Origin of the sequence: Trueperella bialowiezensis (assembly GCF_900637955.1) — a bacterium.
Taxonomy (GTDB): Bacteria; Actinomycetota; Actinomycetes; order Actinomycetales; family Actinomycetaceae; genus Trueperella; species Trueperella bialowiezensis.
This window is the reverse complement of the sequence record NZ_LR134476.1, coordinates 638,903-654,213: the sequence shown is the minus strand read 5'-3', so window position 1 is coordinate 654,213 and position 15,311 is coordinate 638,903. Positions and strand designations below refer to the sequence as shown.

The 15,311-nt window shown below is 57.8% G+C and carries 11 protein-coding genes; 9 read left to right on the top strand and 2 right to left on the bottom strand.

Annotation, left to right across the window (positions count from 1 at the left end):
• Nucleotides 1-99: 99 nt before the first annotated feature.
• The 5 genes from EL234_RS03060 to EL234_RS03040 all read left to right on the top strand — a co-directional run bounded on the left by EL234_RS03060 (nt 100) and on the right by EL234_RS03040 (nt 6,930).
• Nucleotides 100-2,121: a DUF6541 family protein gene (locus EL234_RS03060; protein WP_126416086.1), complete on the top strand. Its 2,022-nt coding sequence runs from the start codon at nt 100-102 to the stop codon at nt 2,119-2,121.
• Between the two features lie 100 nt (nt 2,122-2,221).
• On the top strand, nt 2,222-3,523 hold the full coding sequence (locus EL234_RS03055; protein ID WP_126416085.1) for a nucleotide sugar dehydrogenase: 1,302 nt from the start codon (nt 2,222-2,224) through the stop codon (nt 3,521-3,523).
• A 1-nt stretch (nt 3,524) separates the two neighbouring features.
• Nucleotides 3,525-4,358 carry an ABC transporter permease gene (locus EL234_RS03050; RefSeq protein WP_126416084.1) on the top strand — a complete coding sequence of 278 codons (834 nt, stop codon included), beginning with the start codon at nt 3,525-3,527 and terminating at the stop codon, nt 4,356-4,358.
• A complete protein-coding gene (locus EL234_RS03045) occupies nt 4,358-5,584 on the top strand; it encodes an ABC transporter ATP-binding protein (RefSeq protein WP_126416083.1) in 1,227 nt (408 codons plus the stop codon). Before EL234_RS03050 ends, EL234_RS03045 begins: the two co-directional genes overlap by 1 nt.
• Nucleotides 5,581-6,930, top strand: a complete 1,350-nt coding sequence (locus EL234_RS03040; protein WP_241969067.1) for a glycosyltransferase family 4 protein — start codon at nt 5,581-5,583, stop codon at nt 6,928-6,930. The genes EL234_RS03045 and EL234_RS03040 overlap by 4 nt, the downstream gene beginning before the upstream one ends.
• Here EL234_RS03040 and EL234_RS03035 read toward each other — a convergent pair.
• Complete coding sequence (locus EL234_RS03035) at nt 6,927-8,273, bottom strand: glycosyltransferase family 2 protein (RefSeq protein WP_126416082.1); 1,347 nt, start codon at nt 8,271-8,273, stop codon at nt 6,927-6,929. The genes EL234_RS03040 and EL234_RS03035 overlap by 4 nt on opposite strands.
• Nucleotides 8,270-8,644 carry a hypothetical protein gene (locus EL234_RS03030; protein WP_126416081.1) on the bottom strand — a complete coding sequence of 125 codons (375 nt, stop codon included), beginning with the start codon at nt 8,642-8,644 and terminating at the stop codon, nt 8,270-8,272. Before EL234_RS03030 ends, EL234_RS03035 begins: the two co-directional genes overlap by 4 nt.
• A gap of 49 nt (nt 8,645-8,693) precedes the next feature.
• On the opposite strand from EL234_RS03030, the gene EL234_RS03025 reads away from it, so the two are divergent.
• The 4 genes from EL234_RS03025 (at nt 8,694) to EL234_RS03010 (ending at nt 15,201) form a co-directional block, all read left to right on the top strand.
• Nucleotides 8,694-11,204 (top strand): glycosyltransferase, encoded by a 2,511-nt coding sequence (locus tag EL234_RS03025; RefSeq protein ID WP_126416080.1) that lies wholly within the window; start codon nt 8,694-8,696, stop codon nt 11,202-11,204.
• Entirely contained in the window at nt 11,201-13,096 is a 1,896-nt protein-coding gene (locus EL234_RS03020; protein WP_126416079.1) for a DUF6077 domain-containing protein, read from the top strand. The genes EL234_RS03025 and EL234_RS03020 overlap by 4 nt, the downstream gene beginning before the upstream one ends.
• A gap of 137 nt (nt 13,097-13,233) precedes the next feature.
• Complete coding sequence (gene rfbD, locus EL234_RS03015) at nt 13,234-14,085, top strand: dTDP-4-dehydrorhamnose reductase (RefSeq protein WP_126416078.1); 852 nt, start codon at nt 13,234-13,236, stop codon at nt 14,083-14,085.
• Nucleotides 14,086-14,220: 135 nt separating this feature from the next.
• On the top strand, nt 14,221-15,201 hold the full coding sequence (locus tag EL234_RS03010; RefSeq protein WP_126416077.1) for a bile acid:sodium symporter family protein: 981 nt from the start codon (nt 14,221-14,223) through the stop codon (nt 15,199-15,201).
• Nucleotides 15,202-15,311 lie beyond the last annotated feature (110 nt).

The window sequence follows — 15,311 nt, the reverse complement described above, 5'->3', positions numbered from 1 at the left end:
GCCCGAGCGTCGGATCGTGCCAGCTACTGCAGGTATATGATTGACACGTCAAACAGGCGTGTGCCGTGGTGGCAGGTTTCGGTTGGGGTCAGGAGGCCGATGATCACAAGTTGGATACCTTACTTACCTCTGGTAGCTGTGCTGTTCGCCGTCGTTTATCTGCCAGGCTACGGCTCGCTACGCATCCTGGGTCTATCGCGCGCAACTGCCGCTAACGTGGCACCGGCTGTCACCTTTGCGATAGTCGGCGTGTCAGCTATGGTGGCTGGGCTGGCCGGCCTGAGATGGGGATGGGCCGTCTTTGTGGGGGCCACCGTCATGTCGCTCCTGGTTGCGTTGACTCTGCGACCCCTGTTTGTGCGGCTCGAACTTGGCCGGTTGCCTGAGATTGATGTTGCGCCTAGGGCTACCCGCGCTCACCGGATCTCACTTGCACTGACACTGTTATTTTTGATCGTGCCCATTGTCTGGTTGGCAGATCCGTGGGCGCCGTCGGTGCAAGCCGATCCCATGTTCCACTACAACACGGCCAACGCTGTAGTGAAAACTGGCGATGCATCGATGCTCTCGGCAATAGCGCCAAGCTACGGGATTACTGCGCTACCAACCGTGTATCCAACCGTCTGGCACGCCATCGTTGCACTCACGGGTGAACAGCTGATCATGCCGGCATCACATCTGCTGGCCTATGTTGTGGTACCTACTATCTGGGTGTTTGGCGCCGATTACCTCACCCGTCAGCTTTTCCCCACGCGACCACGCGTGTGGGTGGCCGCGCCACTCACTATCGCAGTCTTACCCTACTTCCCAAACTTTTTAACGGTCTCCCGTGGCTTTTGGCCCAATTCGCTCGCGCTCGCAGCGATGCCCGCAGCCGCCGGCGTTGTTATTGCTTGGCTTCGCATTCTCAGAACTCAACCGCGTCAATCAATCGTTCAAACAGCGCTCGCAGGTATCGCTATCTTCGGGGTATCGCTTCTCGGATTGGGGCTAGCCCATCCGGGAGCTGTTTTTGCGTTGTTGTGGCCGGTGACTCTCCCGCTCGCAATCCGTGCGGGGTTAGCAATCTTCACAGCTATTCGGTTCCATACCTTCAGCCGAGACGATCGTCTTGCGATGACCGGCGCCGGCGCTTTCGCCCTCCTCGTACTCGCGTTGTTCAGTTCGGAAAAAGTGCGTGATTTTTTCGGCAGGTCAAATCCTCGGTCGTGGGATTTCGCCGAACGCTTCGCCACGCTCGGCGATGAACTGGCCAGTTTTTCGACGCCGCTCGTGGTGGCCGGTGTGGTTGTCTGTGTTGGGCTACTCGTTGCTTGTGCCGCCGTCGTTGTTCAGGTCTGGCAGATATCTACTGGCCGGTGGCTCGTGCTCGCGTGGACAGCACAATGGTTGGCTCTCATTGGCGCATATGTTGATTCCAGTATCTTCTCGGCGATCGCTGGAATCTGGTACCACGATCCGAAACGCATCATGGCCGTCCAAGGGTTGATTACCGGGCTCATCGTGGCGCTATGGATCGAGCGGGCGTCTTCCAAGCTAAATCCCGTAGCCGTGTTTGCGTGCGGCGCTGTAGCAACGATCGCGTTGGGGATAGTGCTTCGTATTGGAAACGTCTATCAAGACGCTCAACCCGCGATCGGGGAAGGCCACCCCATCGATTCGCAAGAGGAGCTCGACCTGTTGAAGAATCTGGATAGTCTCGTGCCGCCAGGCTCGCTCGTCGTTGGTGATCCAACCACTGGCATTGGCTATGCACCCGCATATGGCGATGTGAACGTGGTGTTTCCGCAGGTTAATTCTCATCCCAAAGATGCAGATGGTCAGTACCTTATCGCCAATTTTTCTGACATTCACACCGATCCGCACGTGTGCACGATTCTTACCAACTACGGTATTCGCTACTACTACGAAGATGATCCGCTCGTGTACCAGAAGCGCGACCGGTCGGAAACCTGGCCGGGCTTCTACGAGGTGGACACAGCTCGAGGATTTACAAAGATAGCCGAGACCGACGGCGGAAGCCTGTGGCAGATCGACGCCTGCGGCCCAATCCCCGAACCTGACTGGTGGGACATCCAAGCTCGACGTACGCCTCTGCCAACCACACCGAGTGCCGAGTAGCTGGCAAGCGAGCGGGATCTCACGCTCAGGCTGCATCGAGATCGTGAATTCGCTGGCATGAGGGAGTATTCTAGGTACAGACTTTCGGATAGGAGCATGAATGCGTATTGCAGTAGTCGCCATGGGGAAGATCGGCCTGCCGCTGGCCGTCCAGTTTGCCGACGCCGGCCACGACGTCATCGGTGTGGACGTGAATGAACAGACCGTCCGGCTGATCAACGAAGCCACGGAACCTTTCCCCGGGGAAGCTCACCTTCAAGACAAGCTCTCCGAGCTCGTCCCTGCAGGCCGTTTCAAAGCGACCACCAACTATGCTGAGGCGGTGCCGGGAGCGGACGCCGTCGTCGTCGTTGTGCCGCTATTTGTCAATGACGAGACGTGGGAACCGGACTTTGAATGGATGGACGCTGCGACGCGGTCGTTGGCTGAAAACCTCACCCCAGATACGCTCATCGCATACGAAACCACGCTCCCCGTTGGCACGACGCGCGGGCGCTGGAAGCCGATGATCGAAGAAATCTCTGGCTTGAAAGAAGGCAAAGACTTCCACCTCGTATTCTCACCGGAGCGCGTGCTCACAGGGCGGGTGTTTGAAGACCTTCGCAAGTACCCGAAGCTCGTTGGCGGCCTGTCTGAGGAAGGCACGCAGAAGGCGATTGACTTCTATGAAGCCGTGCTCACGTTTGATGAGCGCCCCGACCTTGCCGAGCCCAACGGCGTGTGGGATCTTGGCTCGGCGGAAGCAGCCGAAATGGCCAAGCTTGCCGAAACCACGTACCGGGATGTCAACATTGGGCTTGCCAACCAGTTCGCCGTGTACGCGGACAAAGAGGGTATTGACATCCAGCGCGTGATTGACGCGTCGAATAGCCAACCGTACTCGCACATCCACCGCCCAGGTATCGCAGTGGGCGGGCACTGCATCCCGGTCTATCCGCGCCTGTACCTGTCCACTGATCCGGACGCCTCCATCGTTCGCACGGCACGCCAGTTCAATGCGGGCATGCCCGAGTACGTGATCGGCCGCGTCGAAGAAGTACTCGGCGATCTGAAAGACCAAAAGATTGCCGTTCTCGGTGCTTCTTACCGTGGGGGCGTGAAGGAGACGGCGTTCTCCGGCATTTTCGCCACGGTTGATGGGCTCAAGGAACGAGGTGCGCAGGTCAAAGTCCACGACCCGATGTTCAGCGCCGACGATCTTGCCGGATACGGTTGGGACGTTTATGACTTGGGCGACGACGTCGACGCGGTCATTGTGCAGGCCGACCACAAGGAATACGCGGAGGTTACTCCTGCGGACTTCCCGGGAATCAAGTTGCTGTTCGACGGCCGTAGAATCACGAACCCCGAGCTGTGGAAAGGGACACCTCGCCTCGTGATCGGGGACGCGGCTCGCCTGTGAGATGAATATTCTCAAAGAGTTTCGAGAGTCGAAAGAACTCTTACGCAATCTTACGCTGAGGGAAGTCAAGGGCAAGTATAAGAGAACAGCCCTTGGCCAGTTGTGGTCGCTTGCTAACCCGATAGCGCTCATGCTCACGTACAGTTTCGTGTTCGCGATCGTGATCCGGGTGCAAGTTCCGCCAGGTGACCCTTCGGGGGTGCACTACTTTTTCATCTGGCTCATGTGTGGCCTGCTGCCGTGGACGTTCTTCTCGGCAGTGGTCACCGGAGCGATGGGTGCGGTGACGGGTAACGAAAACCTTATTAAAAAGGTCTACTTCCCGCGGTGGGTGCTCGTGGTGGCAAACACGCTGTCGGCGCTTTACCAACACGTGTGGGAAATCCTCGTCCTCGTGCTCGTCGTGCTAGCGGTGGGGTCAAATATTCTCGTGTATTTGCCGATGGTCGCTGTAACGACGATCCTGCTCGCACTGTTCGGAACCGGTCTCGCGTTCTTTGCTGCGATCGGAAATGTGTACTTCCGGGACACCCAGCACTTCATTGGAATTCTTTTCCAGCTAGGTTTCTATGCCAGCCCGATCGTCTATCCGGTCACCTACGTTCAAGAAATGTCCGACAAGGTAGGGGATCTTTTCCTGGGCATCTCGGTGGCGGACATCTACAACCTCAACCCGTTCGTTCATTTCGCGGAGATATTCCGGAATTTGATTTACGACGGGCGTTGGCCGGACTGGTCGACGTTCGGCATCATCGCCGTCATATCGATCGTCACGTTCGCGGCAGGTTGGAGAGTGTTCACCCGCAGGCAGGATTATCTGGCGGAGGTGTTGTAATGGTTGCTGTTGAAGTGCGCGACGTGCATAAATCCTTCAAGATTTACCACGAACGCAATAACACGCTGAAAGCTGCCATCATGCGTGGTCGCCGGTCAATATCTGAAGAGTTCCACGCGCTGAACGGAATCACGTTGGATATTCCTGCGGGTTCAACGTTCGCCCTCGTCGGTGACAACGGCTCGGGAAAATCAACCCTGCTCAAGTGCATCGCAAAAATCTTGGTACCCAATAAGGGCACGATCAAACGAAACGGCCGGATCGCGGCGATGTTGGAAGTCGGGTCAGGCTTCCATCCAGAGCTGTCCGGGCGTGACAACGTGTACCTCAACGGTTCAATTCTGGGCATGTCGAAACAGGAGATCGATGCTCGCTACGACGAGATCCTCGCCTTTTCTGGAGTGGAAGAGTTTATTGACCAGCCGGTTAAAAACTATTCCTCGGGAATGTATGTGCGGCTTGGGTTCTCAGTGGCGATCCACACCGATCCGGAGATTCTTCTTGTTGATGAGATTCTTGCCGTGGGCGATGCTGCATTCCAAGAAAAGTGCGCACGCAAGTTCGTCGATTTAAAGAAGGAAGGCCGCACTGTCGTCGTCGTGTCGCATTCTGTTCCCCAACTGAAGAACATGGCTGACTACGCCGCGTGGATTAACAACGGCGATCTGGAAATGGTAGGCGACGCCCACGAGGTGCTCGACGCCTATGCGGACTCCACACGAGAGTTCACAGACGTTGATGAATCTGGGAAGGTCCGGTGGGGAAGCGGGGAAGCTCGCATCCAGAATGTCGAGATTCTCCACACGGATGGTTCGCCCGTCACGGAAGCACTGCCCACTGGAGCTGAAATTATCTTCCGGCTCCACTACGAAGCGTACGAACGGATCGACAAGCCAGTATTCGGCTTCTCGATGACCGCTAACGACGGCGCCTACCTGTGGGCAAACAACTCGCGTGATCTGCGCTTTGAGGTGGATTACATTGACGGGCCGGGCTACGTGGATTTGCGGATCCCAAACCTGCGGCTGCAGCCGGGGCTGTTCACGATTGACGCGTCGATCGTGAATACGACCACCGAGCATGTGTATGACTATATGCGTGACGTCAACGGATTCGCGGTCAAAAGCGGTGTTCCGTTCGAATCGGGCGGCTACATGATCCTTGATGGCCGTTGGTCACGGCCTGGCCAGCCTGAACACGACCCGTGGGGAAGGGACGAGCGGTGAAGATCGCAATTATTACGCTCGATACGTTCGGCAAGAAGATGGCCGGGCCAGCCATCCGAGTGTGGGAAATGGCCGGTGTACTCTGCCACGATCATGATGTGACAGTGTTTTCTTTCGGCTCGGTCACCCGGGCAGGGAATGGATTCGAGCTGCGAGAAACCCAGGTGGAGAACTTTCAAAATGATCTTGGCACGCCAGATATCGTAATCTTCCAAGGTTATCTTGCTCAGACGTTCCCGTGGTTGTTGACCAGTGACTGGTACACCGTGGTTGACCTTTACGATCCTTTCCACATTGAGAGCCTGCTTGTGCAGCGTTTTCTTCCGATGGACGAACGCCTTCAATCGTTCCAGTATGCGACCGGGGAGCTGACGGCGCAGGTGAGCCGAGGAGATTTTTTTCTGTGTGCCTCAGACAAGCAGCGTGACATGTGGTTGGGCTACCTAGGTGCGTGCAAGCGGCTCAATCCGTACACGTTCGATGCAGATGCGAGCATGCGCAAGCTGATTGACGTGGCGTCCTTTGGTATTTCGTCGACTCCACCTGTGAAGACCCGCTCTGCGATCCGCGGGGCAGTACCTGGCATTGAGGCTGACGATAAGGTCATCATTTGGGGTGGGGGAGTCTACAACTGGTTCGATCCTCTCACCGTGATCCGTGCCGTTGATCAGGCTCGCGAGCAGATTCCCAACATCCGTCTGTTCTTCATGGGAGCGCAACATCCCAATCCTGATGTTCCCGAGATGCAAATGCTGCGCGACGCCCGGAAACTTGCCGACGACCTCGGGCTGACGGGCACCCATGTGTTCTTCAACGAACAGTGGGTGGACTACGCGGATCGGCACAACTATCTGCTTGATGCCGATCTGGGGGTGAGCGCTCACCTGCCGGGGCTGGAGACGGATTTCAGTTTCCGTACTCGCATGCTGGATTACCTGTGGGCGGGCTTGCCGATGGTGTCAACGGCCGGCGATTTCTTCGCTGACCTGATCGACACGGAAGATTTGGGAGCCACAGTTCCGATGGAGGACGCGGACGCGATGGCCGTTGCTTTCGTGTCGTTACTGTCCGACGACGCCGAACGAGCAGCGTGCGCACAACGCGTGCGCGACATTGCAGTGAGGTTCCACTGGGAGAGCACGTTGCGTGCGCTTGTCGACTACTGCTCTGATCCGTGGTTCGCTGCAGACCGGGAGATCACCCAGAGCGCCGACGCCGAAGAAGTCTCCGCTCCTGTGCGGCCCACCGTAGCGATGTTGGCACGTAAGGCTGTACGTACGGTTCGCGAACAGGGGATACGGCACACGGCGGCGAGGGTGCGCAACTATCTGAAGTTTCGCCGCTAAAGCCACACGTTCACGTAAGGATCAAGCGCGATCCACGGCTCCCAGCGATCCATCCACGCGGCTTCTTTCTCAGTCAGCTGCGGGTCTCGTGACGTGGATTCACGGTGAATGAGGCTGACCGTGTTGCACTGGAGATTCGTGTACCCTTCAGCGATGAGTTTGAGGCAGAAATCGACGTCGTTGTAGTTCAGCGGCAGCTCTTCAGTGAGTCCGCCAACGCTGAGATAAAGCTCGCGATCAACGAGCAAGCATGCTCCCGTCACAACCAAAAACTCGGCGGTGGAACGCACGATCGGATCGGCGATCTGGTCAGGATCATGGTGCATGTACAGGTGATTCGGTTCGAGCGTGCGCGGACTGACGATCACCCCGGCATGCTGGATTGTTCCGTCTGGGAAGAGCAGTTGCGCGCCCACCGCGCCCACACCGGGCAAGACCGCCGTGCCCAACATCGTGTCGAGCCATCCGGGCTCAGTGGCTTCGACGTCGTCGTTCAACAGCAACACATGCGATCCGGTGGCGGCTAACACGCCAGTGTTACATGAGGTCGAAAAATTAAACGGGTCGGATACACGCACAACACGGAAAAGATCGCCGGCTAGCTGCGTGACCTCCTCGAGGACGGAATCTGGCATGCGCGGGCCCGCCACCACAATTATTTCGGCAACATCGGCTGTGGCCCGCAGGGAGCGGACGCACCGCAGGATGGCTGGTTCGGAGCCGTCCGGTGTGTCAATTTCCGCTCCGATCGAGGGGATCACCACTGACACGCTGGTGTTGTCGGTGGAGCCCTGTGGCACGAGCGCTGAGCCTTGAACAGTGGCGTTCACACCCGTTATTTCTTTGAGGACGCGAGGACGCTCCGTAGCTGGTTGCAGGTCGAGGGCCTCGCGATACTCAAATTTCACGGGCATATGATCCAGCCCGGTTTCAGTTGCTTCCACCCGAAGTTGGTACCACCATTCCTGCGGCACGATCGGATCACTCAGAACTTTTCTCAGCAGCTCGGCCCTAACCACGAGGGATGATCCGATCGACGGAGCCACCCACAGTCCCAGCCGATTCATCCGCGGGCGGCCGAACAGGCCGTCGTTCGTCACGGTGTATCCGTAAATACCGGCAGGTGAGCGCTGCTCGAGCCACCCTTGCACCGCATCTAGTGCTCCCACCGCCGGATAGGCACCTGGCAGGAAAACCCACACGTATCCATCGTGCGGAATCAGTGAGAGGTCAGGTTCCCCGTAGAGGCCAGGCTCGTAGAACACAACCTCAATCCGTTCCGTCAGATCCTCAGTGATGTACGGATTAATAGACGAGCTACCAGCGGGAAGAAGAACGATCATGAGTTTTGCCCGCCCAGTGAGCGTATCCGGCGCACAGCTCCGCGTATGGGAGTTTGTACCGGACTAGGAAGCTTACCGAGCGCTACCCGCGCGTGTTGACCCACTTGAGTCCGCACTGGTGGGATAGGTGGATTCGCGAGAAGCTCGGCGTGACGCTCGTCAAGTTCGCGATACTTTTGACTCATCTCTGCGATGATGGCATCTCGAACGAGAATTTCTGAGTCACGAGCCGCGATTTCCGCGGACGCCTGTTCGAGCTTTGCGGTCAGTTCGGCGTCTAGTATTGGGCGAGATTGAGAGAGGCGTTGGTCTTGAACTTCCTTGAGCTTCTCACGAAAGATCTCGTCACGATTGCGCAGGTCGTCGGTCATGTCCCCATCGTACGTCGAATCGGAGTTCATGTGTTGTTAGGATTCAAACATGAGGATTCTTCAGGTCAGCGCGCATCTTCCACCCGATTTCGTATCCGGAGGGGCGCTCGTACCGCACCGGTTCGCACACGAACTGCGCAAGCGCGGCCACGAATCATTTGTTTTCGCCGGTCGACTCAACGATCTGGCGCCGCTTGAAGTACGCGACGAAGACGACGACGGCGTCCCCGTGCGCTGGATTGGAAATTCGGCGTTCATTGGTTGGGGTGATAGGAAGAACTTCGACCACCCGGCAATTGCCAGCCGCTTCGAAGAATACCTCCTTGAGGTGGACCCGGATATCGTGCACTTCCACTCCATTCAAACCCTCGGCGCGCAGATGTTAGACATCGCAAAATCGCACGGGTATCCCACAGTTGTCACGATGCACGACTTTTGGTGGGTGTGTGCCCGGCAGTTTCTCGTTGATCGGGACGGCGAGCCCTGCCCGCTCGTCGTCTCGTGTGGTGAATGCGAATGTGAAGCCGGCCGAGAGCATCTCGAGAACCGGAACGAATGGCTTGCCAAGCGGCTGGAATCGGCGGACCTCGTGCTCTTTCCTTCCGCGTCCGCGCGTGACGTCTTGGTAGCGAACGGCGTTCCTCTGGAAAAGACCGCCGTCAACGAAAACGGTATCGACGTCACCGAATCCGACGTGAAGCGAGAGGAACTACCGTACGTGCACTTTATGTATACCGGTGGGGACGCCGAGATGAAAGGCTATGGGGTCCTGAAGAAGGCTGCACAGCTAGCCAAGGTTGCACCTGGCACCGTGCTCGATCTGTATAACACTCCCGCCGAGGGGTTCCCTTCGTGGGCTCAGCATCAGCCGCGTTACGACCGTGACGAGCTGCCAGAAGTATTCGCCGGCCATGACGTGTTGATCCTGCCCTCGGTCATGCGTGAATCACACTCGATCGTCACCCGTGAAGCTTTACGAGCTGGCTTGGCTGTTATCGCCACCGATTCCATCGGCCCCGAAGAAGCCATCAACCATGGCACAAACGGGATGATCGTACGATCCGCAGACCCGGTTGACCTGGCACGCGCAATCGAGAAAATGTCAGATCCGGAAGTTACGCGGCCGATGCTCAACCAAGGATCGGCATCAAAGATCGTGTCTGTGGACGAACAAATCGACCAGATCGAAGATTTGTATACCGATCTCCTCGCCGGGGAGGGCACAAGCAAGGCCGCCGTCCGCGACGGCGTGCGGACCCTCATCCGCAATGTGCTCATCGTGATCGGGATTCAAGGTGCGGCCGGCCGATATCGCGCCCACTTTCCTGCAGAGGGACTTCGAATGCGCGGAGTTGAGCCGACGATCCTGCACTTCAACAGCCCACTCCTTGAACAGGAAGCGCTGGATGCCGACGCCGTCGTCTTCTACCGGGTGCCGGCCACGTATCGTGTTCTTGACGTCATCAAAAAGATTCGGGAGAGCGATCGGATCATCCCCATCGTCGGCGACGTGGACGACCTCATTTTCGACCCAGATATTGTGTCCACACTCGATAACCTCAACCGTTTAGACGACGCCGAACGTGAGCTTTGGATACGCGGAGTTCACCGATACAGGACGACGTTCGAACAGTGCGACTACTTCATCGGCTCAACCGAGCTCATATCTGCCGAAGCGGAGCGCTTGCTGGGCGTTCCAGCGCAACGTTTCCACAACGGCGTCGGCGCCCTACTGGCTCGAGTAAGTGAGCGGGCGCTGAACCAGCCGCGCTCTGAGGGCCCGCCGCGGATCGGCTTCTTTTCCGGAACCGATACACACGACGCCGACTGGGCATCTATCGAAGGTGCCATCGCGCGAGTCCTTGACAGCCATCCCGATGTTGAACTGTGGCTGGGCGGGCTCGTCGAACCGACCGAGGTTCTCGCGCCGTATGAGAACAGGATTAAGCGGTTCCCGTTCGTGCCATGGCACGAACTACCGGCCCTGCTACGCGATGTTGACGTTTGCCTTGCGCCGCTGACCACGGAGTCCCACTTCAACGAGGCTAAGTCCGCGATCAAATGGCTCGAGGCCGCGCTCGTCGAAACCCCAACGGTGGCGAGCCCCAGCCAGCCATTCGTCGAAGCAATCAGGCCGAGGGAAACGGGAATGATCGCCGCCACGGAAGACGAATGGGTGGACGCCCTGACCACTCTTTTGGACGATCCCGCACTACGCGATCGAATGGGGCGCGCCGCCAAAAGGCAAGCGCTCCTTGAACGCTCTCCAGACATGCAGGGGTGGGCATATCTCAACATCCTCATTGACGCGTGGCTGCACGTCGCTGAGCACGGGCACAAGGAATCGAGCACGTTCCCTCCGGTTGTCGACGACGAATTGGCTGACCCGACTGCCGGCGTCGAGCCCTACACGCTCAGTGCACAGCGCTCTGGCCCGGCGGGAATCCCCGCGCTAGTACGCGTACGGCAGTTAGCCCAAAAAGGTGTGCACTCGTTACGGACGGAGGGCGTGCAGCCCACTGTTCGTAAAGTCGTCGGTAAGATTCAGGGAAGGTTATGACCTACGTTCTCGGCGCGATCCTCATTGCCCTGTTCACCGTCCTGTTTTATGCGTTCGGTAGTGCTCTTCGCCGGGACGCCAGCGATGTTTCGGGGAATTTCCTCATCGGATATATTGCGCACAGCTTCCTTGTCGCTGTTTTCGTGATCCCGATGCAGTTATTGCGGCTATCCTTCACGCCGGTGGTGATCGCAGTGGTTGGGGTGGCGTTTCTGACCATTGCCGCTAGCATCATCGGCTGGTACAGGCACCGCCTGTGGAGGACGGCGCCGTCGTTGATTACCGCAGTTAAAGACCACTATTTTCTTGTCCTTATCGCACTGGCACTGTTCCTCATTTTCTTACTGCAGACGCACATTATCTGGAACAACAACCACACCGACGACGGCTACTATCTGCTGTCGGTGTCGAATATGCCCTACGAAGATGATCCCTACAACGTTATCTTCGGAACTGGTTTCACCGCGGCCAACACCGGTTTGAATACCTACCATTTGAGTTCGATTCAGTCTGAAATGGCGGTGTACACCTACCTATTCCGGCTTGATCCCCTCATCGCGATGCGCGGGTTCCTGAACATTTTCCATTACTTCATTGCGGCGGTCACCGTGGCCGTGTTTGGCCGTCAGATGGCCAAACAACTTAATGTGCCCTCAACTCACGTCCAATACATGGCCAGCGCTCTGCTCATCCTCTCGTTCGCCTACCCCACGATCGAAAACTGGAATCTGCTACGCGCCCAGGATCTGTGGCAGTTTAATACCGCGATGTGGTACGGCGGAACACTGGTAAGAGTTGTAGGAATCCTGTGGCTGGTCAGCCTCTATCTGTCCGCGCGGAAAATCGATTTTAGAGTCGTGGCGCAAGTAGGCGTCATCTCCGTTGTTCTGATCAGCAAAGCTGTGGCAGTGCTGCCGATCATCGTGTTGACCGTGATCGCCTACCTTCTGGCGTTTTTTGCAACGAGCGGGAGCAGGCCGTGGCTCAGGGCGTCAGCGTTCATCGTGATACTCATCGGCGTCGGGATAGCTCTCGCAGATCGGCCCGAACTTAGCGAGGTATCCGCCCACCTAGGTGTGGTCAACCGTACCTCGCCCCTACTATGGATCAGTGCCGTCTTTGTCACCCTCGCAGTGTTCGTGTTGCGAAAGCTGGAAATTACCCGGTTCGCCATCATCTTGATAACACTCTTTGCTCTGATACACGTGCCGGAGCTGAATGACATTTTCGAAAATGCGTCCATGATCAGTTTCGTGGCGTCTCGAGCCCAAACGGCCTGCTATTACGCGTTAATTATCGCCGGCTTCGTGTCATTGTCACTACTGTTATTTGTGTATGCGCGCCAAAGCTACGTGCTCGTTCAATTCGTGCTCGCGGCGGCGATTGGTGCAAGCTCAGTAGCATCAACGGTCCCCGTCAACGGAAATCCGGTTAGCACACTTTCCTACATGGCAGATAACCCACGCATTATGCCCGAGGACACGGTCCAACTTTCGAAGCGGCTCGAAGAGATGTCAGGCGGCGAGCCGCTGAACGTGATGACGCCGGAATGGGTGGAGATCAAACATCGGCGGCACTATGTGGCAACGATCGTGCGAGTTTATGCTCCACACGTCCGCTCAATTTCCGCGATTCCTCGCTTCGGATCCGGGACCGATCCAGACTTCGCTAGCTACGGACTCGACCAGCAAGCTGCCTATGACAATGTGATTCGCAATCCAAGCGAATACCAGTTTGACGTTCTAGAACGAGAAGTATTGGACGAATACCCGATAGACGTAGTGGTACTACCCGGTGACTCGTTCGACGAATACGTAGCCGGATCCGAATTCGAACTGACCGAGCGAATCGGGGTGTACTCGATCTACGTCCGCGGCGAGCCCGCAACCTAAAACCACCCTGAATAGAGGGACGGTAGCTGGAGGCGTTCTCAAAACCAAGGTAGCGAGAGTGCCGAACATTCAACTCGGATAGACCGTGCGCGGGTAATTGTCGGCAGGTAAGCTGGAGGGCAAGCAAAAGGAGGAACATGCGCTGGACAATCATTGGGGCCAACGGCATGCTGGGGACCGACGTCGTCACGATGCTTCGTGAACGCGGCGAAGAGGTTGTTGAACTTGACCAACCCGACATCGACATCACGGACGTGGCGAGCGTGCGCACTATTCCGAGCTCCGACGTCGTCGTCAACTGCGCCGCATACACGGCAGTCGACGCCGCTGAAGAAAACGAGGCCACAGCCTTCGCCGTGAACGCTGTCGGGCCACAACTGCTCGCGCGCAAAACCCGCGACATGGGCGCCCGCCTCGTACACATCTCCACGGACTACGTGTTCTCCGGCACCGCCACCGAACCCTACGCCGAATACGGCCCGCTCGCACCCGCCAGCGCCTACGGCCGCACCAAAGCAGCAGGGGAGTGGGCTGTTCGTACCGAAACGAACAACCACCTTATTGTCCGCACCGCCTGGCTGTATGGCGAACACGGCAAATGCTTCCCGAAAACAATGGCTAAACTCTCCGACCAGCACCCCAAGTTGCAGGTGGTGACCGATGAAGTCGGCCAGCCCACGTGGACCCGCGACCTCGCCGATCTCATCTACCGGCTCATCGCCGCAGGCGCTCCCTCTGGCACGTACCACGGCACATCCTCCGGACAAACCAACTGGCACGGCTTCACCAAAGAGATCATTGCGGCCTACGGCAAAGATCCCGCGATCGTAGGGGAGACGACGGCCGCCGCGTTCAACCGGCCGGCACCCCGGCCGTCCTACTCAGTACTCGGACACGATAACCTATCCGCAATCGGTGTGGAGCCGATCGGCGATTGGAAAGAACGCTGGCAGGCGGCCGCTCCGGCCGTGCTGGCCTACCTCGGATAACAGCGGGGTTCAGAATGGCTTCGCGCGCCGGCATCGGCGCGATCAACGCTGACCTGCACGTGCTCTCCACCACTATCGTTTCACCATGTGGAATACAATTTCGCATGTTGGACGATTGGCGAGACAATAACCTGCATGTCTGAAAATGCACAACCTCAACGTTCAGCTGAAGACCGGGCGGCACTCGTAGCCGTCACCGTCTTTCCAGCTCTTATCATCATCGCTACGATTTTCGCGTTCGCATTCCCGAACGTCGCGTCGAACGTCTCACCACACGTGTCCATCATGTTGGGCATCATCATGTTCGGCATGGGCCTCACGCTCACGATCCCGGACTTCAAACTCGTATTCACACGCCCACTGCCGATCCTGCTCGGCGTCGTCGCACAATACGTCATTATGCCGGGCATTGCCGTCGTCCTCACGAAGGTGTTGAACCTGCCAGACGCCGTCGCAGTTGGCGTCATCCTCGTCGGATGCGCGCCGGGTGGAACGTCGTCGAACGTGATCTCCTACCTTGCAAAGGCCGACGTCGCCCTGTCCGTCACCATGACCTCGATCTCCACGCTGATCGCACCGATCATGACCCCGCTCCTCGTGAGCTGGCTTGCCGGCACCTACATGGACATCGACGGCGGCGCCATGGCATGGTCGATCGTCCAGACCGTGCTGATCCCCGTGATCGCCGGCCTTGTGCTGCGACTCCTCATCCCCACGGTCATCGACCGGATTCTGCCCGTGCTGCCGTGGATTTCCACGTTCGGCATCTGCGCCGTCGTCATCGGCGTCGTTCCTGGATCTGCTGGAGCGCTCAAGACCGCCGGTGCTACCATCTTCGCCGCTGTTATTCTGCACAACCTGTTCGGATACTTGCTCGGCTACTGGGCTGCGAAACTGTTCCGCTTCGACAACCGTGTGGCACGTACCGTGTCCAGCGAAGTTGGTATGCAGAACTCAGGCCTGGCGGCCACCCTGTCGAAGACGTACTTCACGCCCGAAACCGCTCTGCCGGCCGTGATCTTCTCGGTGTGGCACAACCTGTCAGGCGCATTCCTGTCGATGTTCTACCGGCGCTCAGCCGAAAAGGAACCAATCGCCAAGGAACCGGCCGCCTAGCGCAAACACGGGCTTCCGGGGGTACCTGTTCCGTTCCCGGGGTAGACAAATCGCCGGATTTGGTACCCCCGGAAGCGAACGTGTACCCCCGGAATGCGTGTCGGCCGCCA

What these genes read in the sequence shown, in the direction of transcription:
- EL234_RS03060 (WP_126416086.1), top strand. Translation starts at nt 100, where the DNA reads ATGATCACAAGTTGGATACCTTACTTACCTCTGGTAGCTGTGCTGTTC.
- EL234_RS03055 (WP_126416085.1), top strand. Translation starts at nt 2,222, where the DNA reads ATGCGTATTGCAGTAGTCGCCATGGGGAAGATCGGCCTGCCGCTGGCC.
- EL234_RS03050 (WP_126416084.1), top strand. Translation starts at nt 3,525, where the DNA reads ATGAATATTCTCAAAGAGTTTCGAGAGTCGAAAGAACTCTTACGCAAT.
- EL234_RS03045 (WP_126416083.1), top strand. Translation starts at nt 4,358, where the DNA reads ATGGTTGCTGTTGAAGTGCGCGACGTGCATAAATCCTTCAAGATTTAC.
- EL234_RS03035 (WP_126416082.1), bottom strand. Translation starts at nt 8,273, where the DNA reads ATGATCGTTCTTCTTCCCGCTGGTAGCTCGTCTATTAATCCGTACATC.
- EL234_RS03030 (WP_126416081.1), bottom strand. Translation starts at nt 8,644, where the DNA reads ATGACCGACGACCTGCGCAATCGTGACGAGATCTTTCGTGAGAAGCTC.
- EL234_RS03025 (WP_126416080.1), top strand. Translation starts at nt 8,694, where the DNA reads ATGAGGATTCTTCAGGTCAGCGCGCATCTTCCACCCGATTTCGTATCC.
- EL234_RS03020 (WP_126416079.1), top strand. Translation starts at nt 11,201, where the DNA reads ATGACCTACGTTCTCGGCGCGATCCTCATTGCCCTGTTCACCGTCCTG.
- rfbD (WP_126416078.1), top strand. Translation starts at nt 13,234, where the DNA reads ATGCGCTGGACAATCATTGGGGCCAACGGCATGCTGGGGACCGACGTC.
- EL234_RS03010 (WP_126416077.1), top strand. Translation starts at nt 14,221, where the DNA reads ATGTCTGAAAATGCACAACCTCAACGTTCAGCTGAAGACCGGGCGGCA.